Source organism: Candidatus Ichthyocystis hellenicum (genome assembly GCF_001460935.1).
Classification (GTDB): domain Bacteria; phylum Pseudomonadota; class Gammaproteobacteria; order Burkholderiales; family 2013Ark19i; genus Ichthyocystis; species Ichthyocystis hellenicum.
In genome coordinates this window covers 1,544,300-1,560,818 of the sequence record NZ_LN906597.1, presented here as the reverse complement: position 1 = coordinate 1,560,818, position 16,519 = coordinate 1,544,300, and the positions used below count along the sequence as shown (strand labels likewise).

Below are 16,519 nucleotides of genomic sequence, written 5' to 3'. Positions count from 1 at the left end.
ATTAGCTACTCTACTGAATAGTTAGGAGCTTCTGTGGTAATTTGAACGTCGTGAACATGAGATTCGTTCATTCCGGCAGATGTTATGCGGACAAAGCTATTTTTTGAACGCATTTCCTCAATATTTCTGCACCCGCAGTATCCCATAGATGAACGAAGACCGCCTATCAATTGGAAAATAACATTTGCTAGTGGACCCTTGTATGGAACACGCCCTTCAATTCCCTCCGGAACCAATTTTTCAGGGATAGAGCTCGTCTGAAAATAACGGTCAGCAGATCCTTCTCTCATCGCAGTGATTGATCCCATGCCACGATAGGATTTATAAGACCTTCCTTGATACAGTACCACTTCTCCTGGAGCTTCTTCTGTGCCAGCAAATAAACCACCCATCATTACACAATGAGCTCCTGCTGCAATTGCTTTTGCTATATCACCAGAGTACCTAATTCCGCCATCAGCAATGATGGCTATATTACGCCCTTTTAATGCTGCGCTAACGTTGGAAATGGCGGTGATCTGTGGAACACCAACTCCAGCAACTATACGTGTCGTGCAAATTGATCCAGGACCAATTCCTACCTTTACCGCATCTGCTCCGGCATCTGCCAAAGCTGCAGCTCCTTCTCCGGTGGCAATGTTTCCTGATATAACACCCACTTTTGGGTATCTATCTTTTATGTATCGTGTTTGTTCAATAACCTTTTGCGAGTGACCATGAGCTGTATCCACAACCAAAATGTCCACGCCAGCTTCAGCTAATAGATCAATTCTTTCTAGGGAGTCTGATGATACTCCTACTGCGGCACCTACCCGTAATCGCCCCCAAGAGTCCTTGCAAGCTCGAGGGTATTGTTTAGTGCTTAGTATGTCTTTTAGTGTTATCAAGCCTGCTAGTTCGAAATTATCATTAACTATCAGTAACCTCTCCAAACGATGATTATGCATCAGCTCTTGAGCATATCGAAGGTCACTTCCTTCCGGCACAGTAATTAATTTTTCCCTAGGGGTCATTATATTACGCACAGGTTGATTTAAATTGTTCTCGAAACGAAAGTCACGATTGGTAACAATTCCAACTACTTTCTGGTTTTTATCTACCACCGGAAGACTTGATATTTTTTTAATTTGTGCCAAAGAAATAACATCGGCCACCAATGTGTCAGGGGCTACTATTACCGGATCACGTAGTATACCAGCCTCGAAGCGTTTTACTTTTTTCACTTCTTCTACTTGTTTATCTACAGGCATGTTTTTGTGAATAATACCAATCCCGCCTTCTTGGGATAGTGCAATTGCTAATCTGCTCTCTGTTACTGTATCCATAGCCGCAGCTATGAGAGGTATCTTAAGCAATATCTCTTTTGTCAAATACGTTTCCACAGAGACGTTACTTGGTGCAACGTCGGAATAGCGTGGAACTAATAAAACATCGTCAAATGTTAGCGATAGAGGCGGTTCTGGCATTGAGCCATCCTTATTTGTGTGATAATCAGTGAAACCGGTTATAATACCACATTATTGGTCATGTCATAAAAAACTAACTCTTTGTTTTATGGGACAATATTATTGTGATGTCAATCTGGTTCATACATTTTGAATTAGAAAATAAAAAATAATTATAATAAATTAGAGTACATTGACTATGGATAATACGCCTCGTGCGCTTGTCGTTTTTTCCCTGTATCTGCTTTGTTTAACGGCTGTTCCAGTTTACTCACAGGAAATAGGCGATAATAAAGATAGGCCTCTTTTTCGTTGGGTTACTCATGATAAATTTGGTGATCACGTGATTTATTCAGATCTTCCCCCAGTAATTGCCCATAGGAAAGGTATTAAGGATGCGGTAACTGTTGTCTCCGCGCAGATTTCTTCCGTATTTAAAGGAGAATCTACCAATGATGGGGAAGGAAAGGATCGCAAGCTGCTAAAAATAATAAAAGAGAGTGGAATTTCAATCGATAGCGGTGACGATGATGATTACGGTGAGTACAAAACCAAAACATCGTATGTTGGGCGTATACTGCCAGGAGGTTCTGTGTACAGCTCTGCTGTTTCTGCCCGCGGTATGGTGTGAAAATTTAGGCTAAAAACGGTTATTGCTGGCAATCGGAATAAGCGTCTAATGTAGAGTACGACATTTTAACAATTACAATGCACCTGTTTCCCTCCGGGGTTGCTACAGTTACCGCGTCACCCATTCTTTTTCCTAGTAGCGCTTTCGCCAAAGGAGACTTCCAGCTTATGTAATTTTTGGTAACATCTATTTCATCCGTTCCAACTATTCTTATACTGTTATGGATATTGGTATCTTCATACAAAAAAGTTACAAAACAACCAAAAAAAATTTGATCAGTATCATCTTCTCTGGGAGGGACAATTACTGCAGATTCTAAACTTTTGGTTAATCTCCTGATTTCATTGTCGATTTTACGTAGAAGCTTTTTGCCATAAATATAGTCTCCATTCTCCGATCGGTCCCCATTTGCGGCTGCCCATGAAACCACGGCAACTACTTCTGGTCTTTCAACATTAAGTAAGTGTTTTACTCTGTCTGAAATTGTTGTATAGCCATCAGGAGTAATATAGTTTTTCATATTGTACGATTATTCCTATGCTAGGACCTTATGTGGGAACCAAAAATGTTCTTGATATGGTGTTTGCCATGATATCTGTGTTTTCTACGATTCTGATAATAAAATACTTCTTCCTGTTCAGGAATTGGCATTATTTTATGAATTTGATTTTCAATGGCAGTTGGAATGGGGTTTTTAGCATCAGGAATCAGTAGCGTACCGTGTACCCAATGAGTGCCTGGGTTTAACCCGTTACTCAGTAATATTTGTGAAGTTTTTACATGAAATTTTTGGGCTACTGATCTGATAGGTGTTTTTTGATAAATATAGTAAATGTGCCAATGGCTGAGTTTTTTGTTGTGTTTCCTATAATCATCTAAATTTTTTAGGAAAGTTTCTTTTCGGTCATACGGTAGCAGGAGGATATATTTGTCCTTCTTGCTCGATTTGATTACAGGTCGTTTAAACGCCGGGTTAAGGTGCAAAAATTGTGATATTGGGAGCTCTGCTAATTTTGCTGCGGTGGGAATGTCTAAGGTACTAGTTATTTCTACTGCTACTAGGTATGGTTTATTAACAATGTGGGGTAGCTCAAAACCATATGCTCCGGGATTGTTAATTATGTTTTTTAATGCCTGAAGCTTGGGTATATAGTGCCTAGTTTCCCGTGGCATTTTTAGGTGCTCATAATCGGCGGGCATGTTGTACCGCTGGTTATGAGTGATAGCATTTTGTACTGCCGACTCCCCCCAGTTGTATCCGGCCAAAGATAACTGCCAATCTCCGAACTGGTTATACAGGTTGGTGAAATACGTCAAAGCAGCCTTAGTTGAGGCTACGATGTCTCTCCGTTTGTCGACCCACCAATTTTGAGATAGATTGTACTTTTTACCGGTTGACGGAATAAACTGCCATAGTCCCGAGGCTCGCGCTGGTGATAGAGCAAAAGGGTTGTATGCGCTTTCAACAATCGGCAAAAGGGAGAATTCGGTGGGCATGGAGTGTTTTTGCACTTGATCTACTATGTAGTGTAGGTAGGGTTTGGCGCGCTCAAAAATAGCAACTGTCGTTTTGTGGTGATGTACGTACCAAAGTTCCTCTTGGTGGACCAGATTAGATTTAAAATCTGGCATTCCAAATCCCTGCCTAATTCGATCCCAAACATCATCTAAGTTTTGTCCCAAGTCTAATTCTTTTCCTACTACTACCGGTGCTCCGGTGTCATCTTCTTTGCTATCGTTGATAATAGGTATTTCATTACCAGAGGATAGATCGAACAAAACCATATCATCATCGCTTTGATCATAGGCTTCACCCTCCTTGGGCACATTTGTATCAATGTCTTCAGTAGTGTCTAAAACTTTCCATTCAGTCTCGTCTTTTACACGAGTAGGAGATAATACTTCTTCGCTCATTTGTGAATACGGAGGGGAGTTTTTATAGGTCTTATCGGTTCCATTCGATGAAGATTTACTCACAGTATTGCGGTTAATTACCACAGTTTCAGCTATGGATGTTGTTGGTGCAAGGATAAATACACAAAAAACGACGCAGAAAAAAAACACAAAAAACGCTTTCATGGCTATTTCCCTGGCGGTAAAACAGAAATTTTCGGGATCAAGATTCACCGTTGTCGTAGTGCCGAGGGATGTATCATACTTCCTCAGGGGGATAAAGTCAGCACTGCCAGGTATAAATTTGATAAAAAGAGGCGAGGAAAAGAGCTTTCTGAGCAACCGCGGTTCTGTCGAGTCAGGAAGATCTTCTCCTAGAAATGATAACTACAAACGAAAGCACTGCCGTTTTTATTCTTCTCATTATTGTTATTTTGTAGCTTCCGGAGTAGGATAAGACCAGAGTTAGGGCTAAAGGTTCACTTATGAATCAGATTTTTACTTCTACTTTGGGGGTCAGGTTAGGGTTTGTGCTCGATTTTGTGGTAGCGATGATTCCCTTTTTTTATGAGGGCAGTTCGTTCTTTCACATTCAACATACAGATGCAAAGTATGGTATTTGATGCTGAATCCTCTCTCCATTGCTACTTTTTCTTGGAGAGATTCTATTCTTTCATCGAAGAATTCTTCTACTATCCCGCAGTTTATGCATATGATGTGGTCGTGGTGTTCGTGGTTATTCAGTTCAAAAACGGCTTTTCCGCCCTCAAAGTGTTGTTTAACCAAAATTCCTACTTCTTCGAGGTCCGACAGCACGCGGTATATAGTCGCTAGGCTGATGTCCAGTTTTTCTTCTAATATCCTTTTGTGTATGTCGTCCGCAGAAAGATGTTTTACTAAGCTTGTTTCAAATATATTTAGTATTTTTAAGCGAGGTGTTGTTATTTTAAGACCGTTTTCTTTCAGGTGATATTTTTTGCTCATAGGTATTTGTCCGATCATGACCAATAAACGGTGTGGGGATAGCCATAATAGCCTTATGGGTTGTAGTATACTCAAGCTTTCGGGCAATTGATACTGTCAATCCACCGATAACCATTCTGCCGTACATCAGATTAATGTGGAATTTTGGTATAGGGAGGGAATATATTGGGATATAGATTTTTATATGCGTTGCTACCGGTCTTCTTGTTGTTTGGGTGCGGGTACCGGTTGTCTGTGCTGCAGGGATTGCCTTATGAGCAATCGGATATTAAATCGATTTCCGTTGGTTCTTCTCGTGAGGATGTCTACCGTATTTTAGGATCACCAAATTTTTTTGATCCTTTTCATGCTAGTTGTGAGGGATATTTTCACAAACATTCTGCTATGCATCAGCAGTATGTTTTGTGGCTTTGTTTCGACGACAGTGGTAGGGTTGTATCTAGTACTTCTTCCTAACGGAGGTGCTCGTGAGAGTTGCTATTTCTTCTTGTCGTGGCCGTATGTCGCGGCTTTTGATAGAGTCCGTGATCGGTAGTGACGGGTTGGAGTTGGCTTGTGTGTTTTCCCGTGATAATAGTTCTTCTATTGGAAAATCCGTTAGTGAGTTTGCTAACTGCCAACTCCCCATAAAGGTTTCTTCTTTGTCAGTTGATGCTCTTTCCGATGTTGATGTATTGATTGACTTTAGTCACCCAGAGTGGACTGAGTTTATCCTGCCGTTTTGTAGTGATTCCAATACTAAACTTGTTATTGGTACTACTGGTATTGCCGATAATGTTATGAGGAAGATTAGCGATTTTTCACGTAATACAGCCTGTGTTTTTTCTGCAAACATGAGTGTTGGTATGAATCTAATGTATCGTCTTTTGCGCCAGTCTTTGATTGCTCTGGGTGCTGATTTTGATCTGAATATGTCAGATTCTCATCACTGCCATAAAAAAGATTCTCCCTCAGGTACCATGAAAAGAATACTGTCCATAGTAAGTGAAGTTGAAGAGAAGAATGCCATTTCTTTTGAAAAGGATTTGTTGGTTACCCGTTTAGGTGACATAGTTGGTGAGCACAAAGTAATTTTTTCCAACTTGGATGAATGCCTAGAGATTAGGCATACTGCCCATAGCAGAAAAATTTTTACTGCTGGTGCTACTAAAGCTGCGCTATTTCTTGATAATCATGAATTTGGTTTATTTGATATGGATGATGTATTAGGTTAGCGTTCGTATTGCATGTACAATTACGTATTAATGTTTGTTTGCTTATGTTGTTTTTTTTATGATTTTTTGATTGTTTATTGTTGCGTTGTATTATCGATTGTTGTTGCAGTGTATAATTCGCCATGTTTTTATGGTGACTACAAAAGTTCTGGTTATTTTTGTTAAACTCATGCATAATGCGGTCGTTGCGGGTACCTCTACAAGCTTATCTACTTTCGGGGCTATAGCTCAGCTGGGAGAGCGCTTGCATGGCATGCAAGAGGTCAGCGGTTCGATCCCGCTTAGCTCCACCAGTGCTGTCCCCATCGTCTAGAGGCCTAGGACATCGCCCTTTCACGGCGGTAACAGGGGTTCGAATCCCCTTGGGGACGCCATATTGCAGATTTGTTGTTGAGATTGCCTACGGAAATTTACTTCTTAGTTTTTTAAAATAATTGTAGTCAATTGGATGTATCATTGACAGCCCCCTGTGTTTTCCTGTTATTTCTATCGATTTTCCAGTGTCTATAAGAGGATCGTATTTTCTGCCGTCAACTTGAACGGTAGTTTCGCTGTCAGGTGACCATATTTCTATTTTTGAGTTTCCTGGTAATACCATTTGACGATTGTTGATTCCTATGTTGTGGCTGCATATAGGTGTCACCGTTATGGCGTCTAACTGAGGATGTATAATGCTTCCTTGAGCTGATAGGCTGTATCCTGTTGATCCAGTTGAGGATGCGACTATTATGCCGTCAGCTCTTATTCCTGGAAGTTCGTGGTCGTCTATTTTTATGATGAATTCTGTCAACCTGTTGTATGTGCCACGATGGATTAGTACGTCATTTATGGCAAACTTAAATCCTATATTTTGAGTAGATTGTGGTGCACAAAATTGCAATGTAATTCTATGTTCTACAGTGTATTTTCCTTGAAATATCGAATCTATTTGCTGTTCTAGTCTGTCTGATGATACGTCCATGAGGAAGCCAAACCTACCGAAATGTATTCCCATTATTGGTATTTCGTGGCCTACCACGGCTCGCGCTAAATGCATTAAGGTTCCATCTCCCCCGCAGGCAATTCCTAGGTCTATATTTTCGTGTAAACTGTTTATTTCACATGGAATAATTATTTCCGTGAGATCACTTTTTCTTTCTTTTATAGTCTTAAATAACTCCGCCGTTGTATAAATGATACAATCGTTTTTTGCAAATGCCGCAATCACGTTCTCTATGGCAACTAGATTAGTTCTTTGTAAATCAGATTTGACAACCAGGCCTATTTTCGAGAATTTTTTTTTCACAGTACATCCTGTCGTGCTCCACATTTTCTTATTTTGGCACATATGGGGAATTTAAACTAACGCAAGATACAGCAATTTTTGCTAAAAGCTAATTTAATTGTATTTTATGTGTCAGCTGTGTGCATAGATGTTGAAAACGATATTCAAGTGGGTTGGATACTGCAGTGTGCTGTCTTACTACAAGTTTTCAATTATACCTAAGTCAGGATAGTAGAACAGGTAGTGTGATGACATAGAAAATAATGCGTTGATTTACACCTTACTCGTTTTGGGGGAAGTGGTTTTTTAGCACCTAATTACTGATGCCACCAAAATAATTAGTAAGTCTCTGGCTCTTGTAATTAAGAACAGGGATTTTGTTCTAACTCTCGATTTTTGTGAAGAAGCTTGCGTATTGCTGTTGTAGATTTAAACTTTCAAAAAATAAGGCAGATGATGGTGCTAATCATCTTGACATATTAAATTTTTTCATATCCCCTCGATTGAAATTATTATGATAGCCCTTGTCAATGATGTCTATATTGAAAATATACCGATCAGTTAAAATTGTGATTATTCTTTACCTAAGATGCTGGAGGCAATGAATTTCATTAATCGATATTGTGTGCGACAATCATTTAAAACCATACAGGAGCCTATGTTAAGAGCTAGGTAAAATACGAGAAGTTATTGAAGAGCTATTGTTGAAATTTATCTAGTTTGGTGGTTGTTCTTTGTAACAAAGCAAAGTGAGGTATTTAATCAATGGCAAAAAATATTTTTTGTATATGTGAAAATGCTGAAATTGCCAATTCGCCGGTAAATTATTTATATAGCTAGCATTGGCTTAAGGTGAAGTGTTTTTCTCTATTTTAGATCGCGATTTTTTATGTTATCTCACGATTTTTGCGGTTCTAATCTATGGTTAAGGGGGCATTAATTACTAGCTTTACAGTAGCTTTGTTTGGCATTGTTAATGCTGCATTGCGTTTATTATTACTTATTTTCTAGAGGGTATTTTTGGGAGAGTATGAAGTATAAGCATGATTCTAGTTTTATACACGGCCAATCCCGTTTTGTTGGGGTTATTTTAGTCAACCTAGGAACTCCTGCTGAGTTGTCTGTTGCTTCTATTCGCAGTTATTTAAAGGAATTTTTGTCAGATTCGCGGGTGGTTGAAATTCCATCTTGGATCTGGAGTATTATTTTACGTACCGTTGTATTGCCGTTTCGTCCGCGTTCCTTACTTAACAAGTATCGTAGTATTTGGTTGTCAGAGGGATCTCCTCTCCGTGTTCATACATTTTACCAGGCTAAGAATTTGCAGAGGTTGTTTGATCAATCTCAGTCATTTGTGCGTGTTCGCCATGCAATGCGATACGGATCTCCATCTTTGGAGGAGGCATACGATGAACTACGTAACTTGGGGTGTGATAGGTTCTTGCTTTTCCCTCTTTACCCTCAGTATGCCAGCAGCACCACTGGTAGCGTCTATGATGCTTTTTTCTCTATCTTAAAAAAGTGTCGATATATTCCTGAGATTAAATTTATTCATCATTTTCATACACACAGGGCATATATTGAGGCTATGGCTGTTCATATCCGTGATTTTTGGTCTCGTAACGTCATAACAGATAAATTGATTTTTAGTTTTCATGGCATACCCAGGATGTCTTGGAAAGCTGGAGATCCCTATCCATGCTACTGTTACCAAACTGCTAGACTGATTGCAGAAGAGCTAAGTTTATCAAAGGATGGTTATGAGGTTTGTTTTCAGTCTCGTTTTGGGCGTGCTGATTGGGTTGAACCTTATACCGTGGATGTGATAAAGAAGATGGCTTGTTCTGGACATAAAAAAATTATGGTTGTTTCTCCTAGCTTCGTGTCTGACTGTCTGGAAACTTTGGAAGAGATTAGTATTGAACTTAGAGATGTTTTTTTGAGTAATGGTGGAGAAGAGTTTTATGTTGTTCCTTCACTAAATGACAGTCATTTTTGGATTTCTGCATTGGAGAAGATAGTATCGGAACAATTAGGGACTTGGTTGATTCCTGATTCTGCTGAGGAGTTAGAATGCGTGAAAAGAAGAGCTATGATTGCTCACGATTCCCACGAGTAGAGATGCATATACTATAAGGATTGTGAAGAAATGTTTCATTTTCTTTTTCAACGTTTTATGAATCTGAGGAATCGGAATTGTAAGCCGAGGATATTTTCTAGCTCAAATTATGGCTTCTCTAAGAATGATTTTCCACTAAACGTATTAGAAATTATTCGTACTTTACATGAAAATGGGCATAAAGCTTTTGTGGTTGGTGGTGCAGTTCGTGATTTATTGATAAATAAAGTTCCTAAGGATTTTGATATAGCAACTAGCGCTCATCCTGAAGATGTTGTTAAGCTTTTCCATCGCGCAAAAATTATCGGTAGGCGTTTTAGAATAGTTCTTGTTTACAGCAGGCGCGATTACGTTGAGGTAACAACTTTTCGAGGAAGAAATTTGGAAACTAAGCATAAAGACTCTTTTGGTCGTATATTGGAAGACAATCTTTATGGAACACAGTTTGAAGATGCAAAAAGAAGGGACTTTACAATAAATGCCATCTACTACAATCCTTTTTCGGAAGAGTTGATAGATTACTCCGGTGGAATTTTTGATATTTCAAAAAGAGTGATAAGGATGCTGGGTGATCCTAATGAAAGATTTCGTGAAGATCCTGTTCGTATTTTACGTGCCATTAGATTTTCTAAAAAGCTTTCTTTTTCTCTAGATGATTCTTTAGTTGATGCTATTCATGGGCATTCATCCTTGCTTAACAATGTTCCAGCTGCACGATTATTCGACGAGTTGATAAAGATACTTTTATCTGGTCATTCTCTGTCCAGCATACATGAGTTTAAGCGCTTAGGAATAAATGATCGGACTATTCCACTATTAAATTTGGTTTATGATCACATTGATGATCCATTTGTTCAAATATCGCTTGAAAAAACTGATCATCGTGTTTCTAAGGGACAGTCAGTTAGTGTAATTTTTCTCTTTGCTACTCTTCTTTGGCCTCTCATTAGGAAAGGATGGTACGACCATCGAGTTTCCGGTATTGCTCAGCATCATGCCCTTTTAAAGGCTATGAGTGAGGTAACTCAATCAATAATAAGAGATTATGATCTTCCTAAGAGAATTTTAGTTAGTGTAAGAGAAATATGGATGATGCAAAGTAGATTTGAAAATACTTCAGTATCTCGTGCAACCAGATTCATATCTCATACTCGTTTCCGATTAGGATATGATTTTATGCTTCTTAGAACTGAAGCAGGGGAAGTTAATTCGGAAATATCTTTTTGGTGGAAAAATTTTCTTTCGGACTCACCTTCACGCTTATCTCGCAGAACACCTCATCGTGGCAAAAAAGCTCAGTATTGAGGTGCTGCATATGAGTAGGGTAAATATTTACTTAGTAATTATAGATTATTACAAATTCGTATATAGCTTTATTGTAAGAAAAGATATTTTTCAGTCCTTAATTAGGGGACATATTAGAGTAGTATTACTATGTTATTAATATACATATATCAACTATTAGGTCCGCAATCTTGTTTCTACTACTATCAATTATAATCTTTTTGTATTAAATTTTCCATTGTTAATAATATAGTTACGTTATTCTTGCACTTGTTACTATAAATATAAAAACTTTTATCTAAGGGTCTACATGGATAATATAACATTGGTGTCATCAAGTTCTGCTAGTGCTTATAGCGTAGACAATGATTATATTGAACATGCCTTAATTGATATTGACACGAATACTAAATTATTGTTGAGGGGGGACAGCTGTGAGGGATACCATGAAGATCATACGGAAATTAGTAGTTACATTTCTCTATCATTTAGTGACCTTGAATTTTTAGATGATGTAGCAAAAGTAAAAAAATATATTCCATTAATATATGTTAATCGTATAATTAGATTAGTTCCTGTGGTAAAGAAAATTTGTATCAGAATTGATAATTCCCTGAAAGTATTAATTTCAAGGAATTATCATATTTTTTCTAGTGGCGAAAAAGTATGTTGTAGTCTGTATCGTCGTAACAAGTTTACCGAATATCTTTCTGTGCTAGAAAAATATTATTGCATGGTTTATCGCTATAGATCAAATTTGTCATATTTTTGCGAGTCACTATTTAGATTTCGTGTTTTTGATGGTCATAATGAACTTCTACTTGAAAAATATATGGATGAAATCTTATCTTTTGAAAAAGTGTTAGAAAAATTACGCACAGACATATGTTCTACCCCCACAATATACGAAGTAGATGGCGATGACTGATTGCGTTGTCAATTTTCACTTAAGGTACCACCACGTGTATTATCTGATTTGTGGTGTTAATTTGCCGCATTTCAGGTTTTTTAAAATCACCTATGGAAGAAAGTGCGCTCAAGTATTGCTTGAGCGGTGGTGCCGTTACGTTTTACTAATTTGTGCTGATAGAAAAAGCAACAACTTTAATTCATCAACAAAAGAACAATTGACACCGAACCAAGCTCAAACTTAAGTATTATTTAAGTAACTATAGCTATAGTAGCCATATATAAACTAAAATTACACAACCCAATTCTACATGCGTACGTTAGTCACAGAATACCATTGTTTGCATGCAATAAACACGATCGTTAACTTTGATAATATATGTAATACCGTACATTATTCGACCTGATCAAATGTGCTTAGATCTTGCCCAGTCTGTCTATCCCACTTAGTATCAATCATATTATTACTGTAGCAAGTTTTGCAACCATAACCTCCAGTTGTACATCCAAACAAAGCGCAAGAGTGGCCGTATATATAACCACCTGTAGTGTCAAAAGACATTGATAATTCATGATTCTTAGCAGTTATAATATTTGGACTTTTTTCTACTGTTCCGAGATCTCCTACAGATTTGTATCCTACTGTTAATACCCCCCCCCCATCCTCAGTTTTTGTACCAGAACTGGAAAAAGAAATTGACGACGAGAGGCGTTTTAACATGAAAATCTCCGTAAAAGATACGCATTTACTTTATCGATAAATATCCAAGAACAACACAATATGAAATATCATGTGCCTATAGTTACATAAATCAGGAAAGATATGAATTCAATATTCATTGCCGTATAATCAATTAGTTATATCAATATGTACAATAATACAACCACTATATTGTGCAATTATACATAAAGATCTAGAGTACGCTTTCAAATGATGTTTCTTGGCCTGATGTTTGACTGTAAGATTAATCAATCTCATTTTCCTCTGGAATTGTTGTTAGGCAACGTTTTTCTGCGTTATTGAGTAGATGATGTTTAACTCTTCTTTGGATTTTTTTCCCTTTATTGTGTCTCATTACACCAATATTAAGTGATGACGATTCTTCTCCTTTTAGTTGGTTTTTTTCCCTTTTAGTGTGTTGTCCCATTACGCCAAGATGGAGTGATAATGCATCTCTTCTTCTTTGCTTTTTTTTCCCTTTAGTGCGTCCTGTTACGGTAAGACTAAGTGGTGGTGATTCTCTTCTTCTAGATTTTTTACAGTCACATAATACGTAGTGCATGATAAGTATTACAGGAATTGCAAGAAATACTATTGCTAGTAAATATAATATTTTTGAGTATTCCTGGGTACTATGTTCTTCACCGACGGCTGTTATAGAATATATGTATTCCATAACAATGGACTGTAAAGTATCATCACTATTATCCACAGATGAACTAGGTGTTGTATTATCTTCATCTGAAGGGTTAGGGTTGGGTATAGGAAGTGCCGATGTTAAGCATTTGAACATGAAGGTCTCCATAAATCTAAATATTACTTAATTAAGTAATATTTAATAAAAATATAATATGATAATAGTTACATGAATTAGGCGATGGATGAATTTACTATTTATTGCCATATAATCAATTATTAATGCCAATTAGTACAAATAGCATGACATCTATATTGTGCGATTGTACATAGTGTTAGAGCATATTTTATGGATTTCAAAACGATGTTTCCGGTTCTGGTATTTCGTCAACAGTATGAATCGGATTCATCAAAGTATGAATTGTATTCATCAAAGCATGAATTGGATTCATCTTCCTCTGAAATTGTTTCCAATGTGTGTCTTACTATAAAAGCATTGTGTTGCTGTAGTTTAGATATTCCTTGGGTTGATTTTTCTTTAGTGCATGTATAATCTGGTTCCACGTGATCACTTGAATAATATTCAACCAGATCCTCCATATACTTATTTTCTTCATGTTGTTCACAGCTAGTCATATCAGTTACGGTTGATTCGTTAGTTTCTAAAAAATATTCTGGTATCAGGCATAAACTAGGATCAAGGATATCTGGAGCGTTTCTTTCGGCATAATCTTGGCTATTTATTACTTCAACATTAAACGTCGGGTTTTTCGTTCTTCTAGATTTTCTATAATTATTTAATGCGCAACATGAGACAATCATTGCGGGAATCACAAAAACTACTAGTACTATCAAAGATACTGATTTTATGTGCCCCAAGTCATGACGTTCATCGCCAACATCTGTCGGAGAACATGCGTATTTCATGATAGAACCGCAAATGTCCATATTTACATCATCTTTAGGGCCGTATGCCACGGATGACCTATTCATGACAACATCTAGTGCAGTATTCTCATCTGAAGAGTTTAATTTAGCGTTTTCATATATTCCAAGCTCAAACATTCCAGCAGATTTACTGACCATTTTGCTTATTATGTCAAGTTTTTTTGTTCCATTGTATTTGCTGAATATCTCGGTTAATTCCTCGACCTTTTTCATTCCACAGTTAATTAAATCTGTTCCTGAAATATTTTGTAGATATGATCGCAAGTCATATCTGGACGTTGAGGCACCTCTTGTATAAGGAAAATCTGATATATAAACCATTAGGCACAGATTTGACAGAAATGCCTTAGTTAAATCTGGTTCTATTGTTTCATTACCACCGATGGCTAATTCTACAAAATTTGAAAAACATGCAAGCATAAATAAACTTCTTATTGGTGCTGCTGATCTATTAATTAATGAAGTGGTTGATCTTCTAATATTATTAATTATACTGAATATAGTACTACCACAGCATTCATCTTCTTTTGCCTTTGCTTTTCCTATTATACAATGTGAATTATCTGGATGAGGTTGATAGATGGTAGTAAGGCTAGAGCAATTGGTAACTGAGGATTCATCATCAGATTGATCTTCATCCTCTTGATCATGATCTATCACAGAGCGTACTTCTTCTGAAGAAACCAGGCTATTTACATATTTGTTACCAAAATTCATTTGTTCACTCTCTATATCAAAATAAGTAGTTTCACACAAAGTAGTTTCATATAAAGTATTTTCATATAAATCTATGTTTATAATCTAGTCTTAATTATTAATTATCATATTTGTTACCAAAATTCATTTGTTCACTCTCTATATCAAAATAAGTAGTTTCACACAAAGTAGTTTCATATAAAGTATTTTCATATAAATCTATGTTTATAATCTAGTCTTAATTATTAATTATCAAAGGAATTTTTGCTTTGGCGAGATGTTAATTTTGGAGTTCATTATTTTCGTACTTAGACCATTATTTTTATTTGCCAATTAATATGTATAAAAGATATAAGTATGTGTCCGTATAAAAGCAATTTTTGCAAAGCTATAACTTTTGTATATTTACTTGTAAGTTATAAAAAAAATTTTAGTAATTTACTGTTATTGATTTAGTAGTAATACTATAAATAATGATTTATTTTTTTACTTAGGTAGAGAATTTTATATATTTTTGTGGATACTAATAATTAAATATGATAGTAACTTATCATTCTGAAGATGTGCTATTACGCCGTGTTTATTTCGGTGGTGGATTATTTAATGTTGGTTGGTAAGTGTTGCAGAGCGTAGGCAATAGCTGCTTCTTTAATCATTTCTGGGTGCATAAATTTTACGGTGTGGTGATATGGTGATTTACAGTATAACTGTTTTTTTCTATACGTATACATGTGAAGTTTTATGATCTTATAGAAGAGCAACTTTGGAAATTTATCCCATCAATTTTATTAGTCATGTTGGTAGTCATTGCTCATAACTAATATCATATATCCTGTAGTAGCCATGAAATTCCTCTTTTTTCCACGGGACCACCAATGTCATAGATCGATTTTAAGTTATCATCAGGTGCGATTTTGTGGTAAGAGACGAAATTTATTGGATCATTATTTTTCCTAATTGGTTTATGTTTGCATATATACGAGACAAGTGTAAAGGTAATAGTAAAAAATACGACCATAGATATTACTATTGCCATAGTGCTGGTATTTACAGAGTTCTGCATACTTTTTGGTTCATTTGCTATAGTGACATTTTGATTCCATAATTCAGTAAGTTCTATTTTTAGTGATGTTTTTTGTAAATTATCGTCATTATTGCTATCATTTAATGAGGACAAGTACCCATATAGTTGCATGCTTAAGTTAATCACAATTACCACCTGTTATGACAAATTATTACCAATATCTAGCGACGAAAAGTAGTTTTATTGTCGCATGATTAAGTTAATAATAACTATTCTCATTCATATCATACTACTACCGGAATTTAATTGCGATAGGTACCTATATTGTTACATGGTTGATTTGGTAACAACTACTAGTATACATGATACATTATTATCAGTAAGGGTAGTTAGGATCGTAGCACGATAGGTTATTGTCATATGATTAATATCATTGTAGTTTCGTAGTTATTTTACTAATCACTTCTGATAAATTAACTTTGATAATTTTTCTTATTACCTGGATTAAATCTTATTGATGATGTTGATTGACGCAGTGAGTGTGATTTTTTATATTCTGCAATATTTTTGTAATGTGGTTGTTAATACATTTGGTAATTTTAGCGAAAACGGACCCTGAGTACTGCGATACAGTCACGGTACCCAGGTTTCGTTTATTTGACATATAAATTTTTTTGATGTTATTGCCTATTCGTTGAAAGCTATTTCCGATTTTCTTTTATTATTTTTCCTAGCTGTAGTAGGAAAGAAA

16 protein-coding genes and 2 tRNA genes are annotated in these 16,519 nt (G+C 36.5%); 9 read left to right on the top strand and 9 right to left on the bottom strand.

The features are described from left to right. Nucleotides 1-5 precede the first annotated feature (5 nt). Nucleotides 6-1,466 (bottom strand): IMP dehydrogenase, encoded by a 1,461-nt coding sequence (guaB, locus tag Arg41_RS06015; protein ID WP_092343315.1) that lies wholly within the window; start codon nt 1,464-1,466, stop codon nt 6-8. Nucleotides 1,467-1,644: 178 nt separating this feature from the next. Between guaB and Arg41_RS06010 the strand changes: the two genes are divergently transcribed. Continuing rightward, nucleotides 1,645-2,076: a hypothetical protein gene (locus tag Arg41_RS06010; RefSeq protein WP_092343314.1), complete on the top strand. Its 432-nt coding sequence runs from the start codon at nt 1,645-1,647 to the stop codon at nt 2,074-2,076. 19 nt (nt 2,077-2,095) lie between these two features. Here Arg41_RS06010 and greB read toward each other — a convergent pair whose 3' ends face one another. After that, nucleotides 2,096-2,596 (bottom strand): transcription elongation factor GreB, encoded by a 501-nt coding sequence (greB, locus tag Arg41_RS06005; protein WP_092343313.1) that lies wholly within the window; start codon nt 2,594-2,596, stop codon nt 2,096-2,098. Between the two features lie 20 nt (nt 2,597-2,616). Beyond that, nucleotides 2,617-4,155, bottom strand: a complete 1,539-nt coding sequence (locus Arg41_RS06000; RefSeq protein ID WP_092343312.1) for a transglycosylase SLT domain-containing protein — start codon at nt 4,153-4,155, stop codon at nt 2,617-2,619. On the opposite strand from Arg41_RS06000, the gene Arg41_RS07960 reads away from it, so the two are divergent. After that, nucleotides 4,154-4,426, top strand: a complete 273-nt coding sequence (locus Arg41_RS07960; RefSeq protein ID WP_092343311.1) for a hypothetical protein — start codon at nt 4,154-4,156, stop codon at nt 4,424-4,426. The genes Arg41_RS06000 and Arg41_RS07960 overlap by 2 nt on opposite strands. Before the next feature lie 59 nt (nt 4,427-4,485). On the opposite strand, the gene fur is transcribed toward Arg41_RS07960, so the two are convergent. After that, nucleotides 4,486-4,953 carry a ferric iron uptake transcriptional regulator gene (gene fur, locus Arg41_RS05995; protein ID WP_092343327.1) on the bottom strand — a complete coding sequence of 156 codons (468 nt, stop codon included), beginning with the start codon at nt 4,951-4,953 and terminating at the stop codon, nt 4,486-4,488. A gap of 165 nt (nt 4,954-5,118) precedes the next feature. Here fur and Arg41_RS05990 point away from each other — a divergent pair, with 165 nt between their 5' ends. The 4 genes from Arg41_RS05990 (at nt 5,119) to Arg41_RS05975 (ending at nt 6,541) form a co-directional block, all read left to right on the top strand. Continuing rightward, nucleotides 5,119-5,409, top strand: coding sequence for an outer membrane protein assembly factor BamE (locus tag Arg41_RS05990; RefSeq protein ID WP_157722299.1), 291 nt, complete (start codon nt 5,119-5,121; stop codon nt 5,407-5,409). 11 nt (nt 5,410-5,420) lie between these two features. Further along, nucleotides 5,421-6,167: a 4-hydroxy-tetrahydrodipicolinate reductase gene (gene dapB / locus Arg41_RS05985; protein ID WP_092343309.1), complete on the top strand. Its 747-nt coding sequence runs from the start codon at nt 5,421-5,423 to the stop codon at nt 6,165-6,167. Between the two features lie 217 nt (nt 6,168-6,384). Beyond that, nucleotides 6,385-6,460, top strand: a tRNA-Ala gene (locus Arg41_RS05980). A gap of 5 nt (nt 6,461-6,465) precedes the next feature. Then, nucleotides 6,466-6,541: transfer RNA gene (locus Arg41_RS05975), tRNA-Glu, on the top strand. Nucleotides 6,542-6,567: 26 nt separating this feature from the next. On the opposite strand, the gene Arg41_RS05970 is transcribed toward Arg41_RS05975, so the two are convergent. Beyond that, complete coding sequence (locus Arg41_RS05970; RefSeq protein ID WP_157722298.1) at nt 6,568-7,452, bottom strand: NAD(+)/NADH kinase; 885 nt, start codon at nt 7,450-7,452, stop codon at nt 6,568-6,570. 1,009 nt (nt 7,453-8,461) lie between these two features. Here Arg41_RS05970 and hemH point away from each other — a divergent pair. The 3 genes from hemH (at nt 8,462) to Arg41_RS05955 (ending at nt 11,762) form a co-directional block, all read left to right on the top strand. Next, a complete protein-coding gene (hemH, locus tag Arg41_RS05965; RefSeq protein WP_157722297.1) occupies nt 8,462-9,550 on the top strand; it encodes a ferrochelatase in 1,089 nt (362 codons plus the stop codon). A 30-nt stretch (nt 9,551-9,580) separates the two neighbouring features. Then, nucleotides 9,581-10,855 carry a polynucleotide adenylyltransferase PcnB gene (gene pcnB / locus Arg41_RS05960; protein ID WP_092343306.1) on the top strand — a complete coding sequence of 425 codons (1,275 nt, stop codon included), beginning with the start codon at nt 9,581-9,583 and terminating at the stop codon, nt 10,853-10,855. Between the two features lie 289 nt (nt 10,856-11,144). Beyond that, complete coding sequence (locus Arg41_RS05955; protein ID WP_092490584.1) at nt 11,145-11,762, top strand: hypothetical protein; 618 nt, start codon at nt 11,145-11,147, stop codon at nt 11,760-11,762. Between the two features lie 375 nt (nt 11,763-12,137). On the opposite strand, the gene Arg41_RS05950 is transcribed toward Arg41_RS05955, so the two are convergent. The 4 genes from Arg41_RS05950 to Arg41_RS05935 form a co-directional block, all read right to left on the bottom strand. Continuing rightward, nucleotides 12,138-12,464 carry a hypothetical protein gene (locus tag Arg41_RS05950; RefSeq protein ID WP_092490583.1) on the bottom strand — a complete coding sequence of 109 codons (327 nt, stop codon included), beginning with the start codon at nt 12,462-12,464 and terminating at the stop codon, nt 12,138-12,140. Between the two features lie 244 nt (nt 12,465-12,708). After that, nucleotides 12,709-13,257: a hypothetical protein gene (locus Arg41_RS05945; protein WP_092490582.1), complete on the bottom strand. Its 549-nt coding sequence runs from the start codon at nt 13,255-13,257 to the stop codon at nt 12,709-12,711. A gap of 230 nt (nt 13,258-13,487) precedes the next feature. Then, the gene (locus Arg41_RS05940; protein WP_092490581.1) at nt 13,488-14,765 is read right to left on the bottom strand and encodes a hypothetical protein; all 1,278 of its coding nucleotides are present in this window, start codon (nt 14,763-14,765) and stop codon (nt 13,488-13,490) included. 802 nt (nt 14,766-15,567) lie between these two features. Continuing rightward, on the bottom strand, nt 15,568-15,954 hold the full coding sequence (locus tag Arg41_RS05935) for a hypothetical protein (RefSeq protein WP_092490580.1): 387 nt from the start codon (nt 15,952-15,954) through the stop codon (nt 15,568-15,570). Nucleotides 15,955-16,519: the final 565 nt, after the last annotated feature.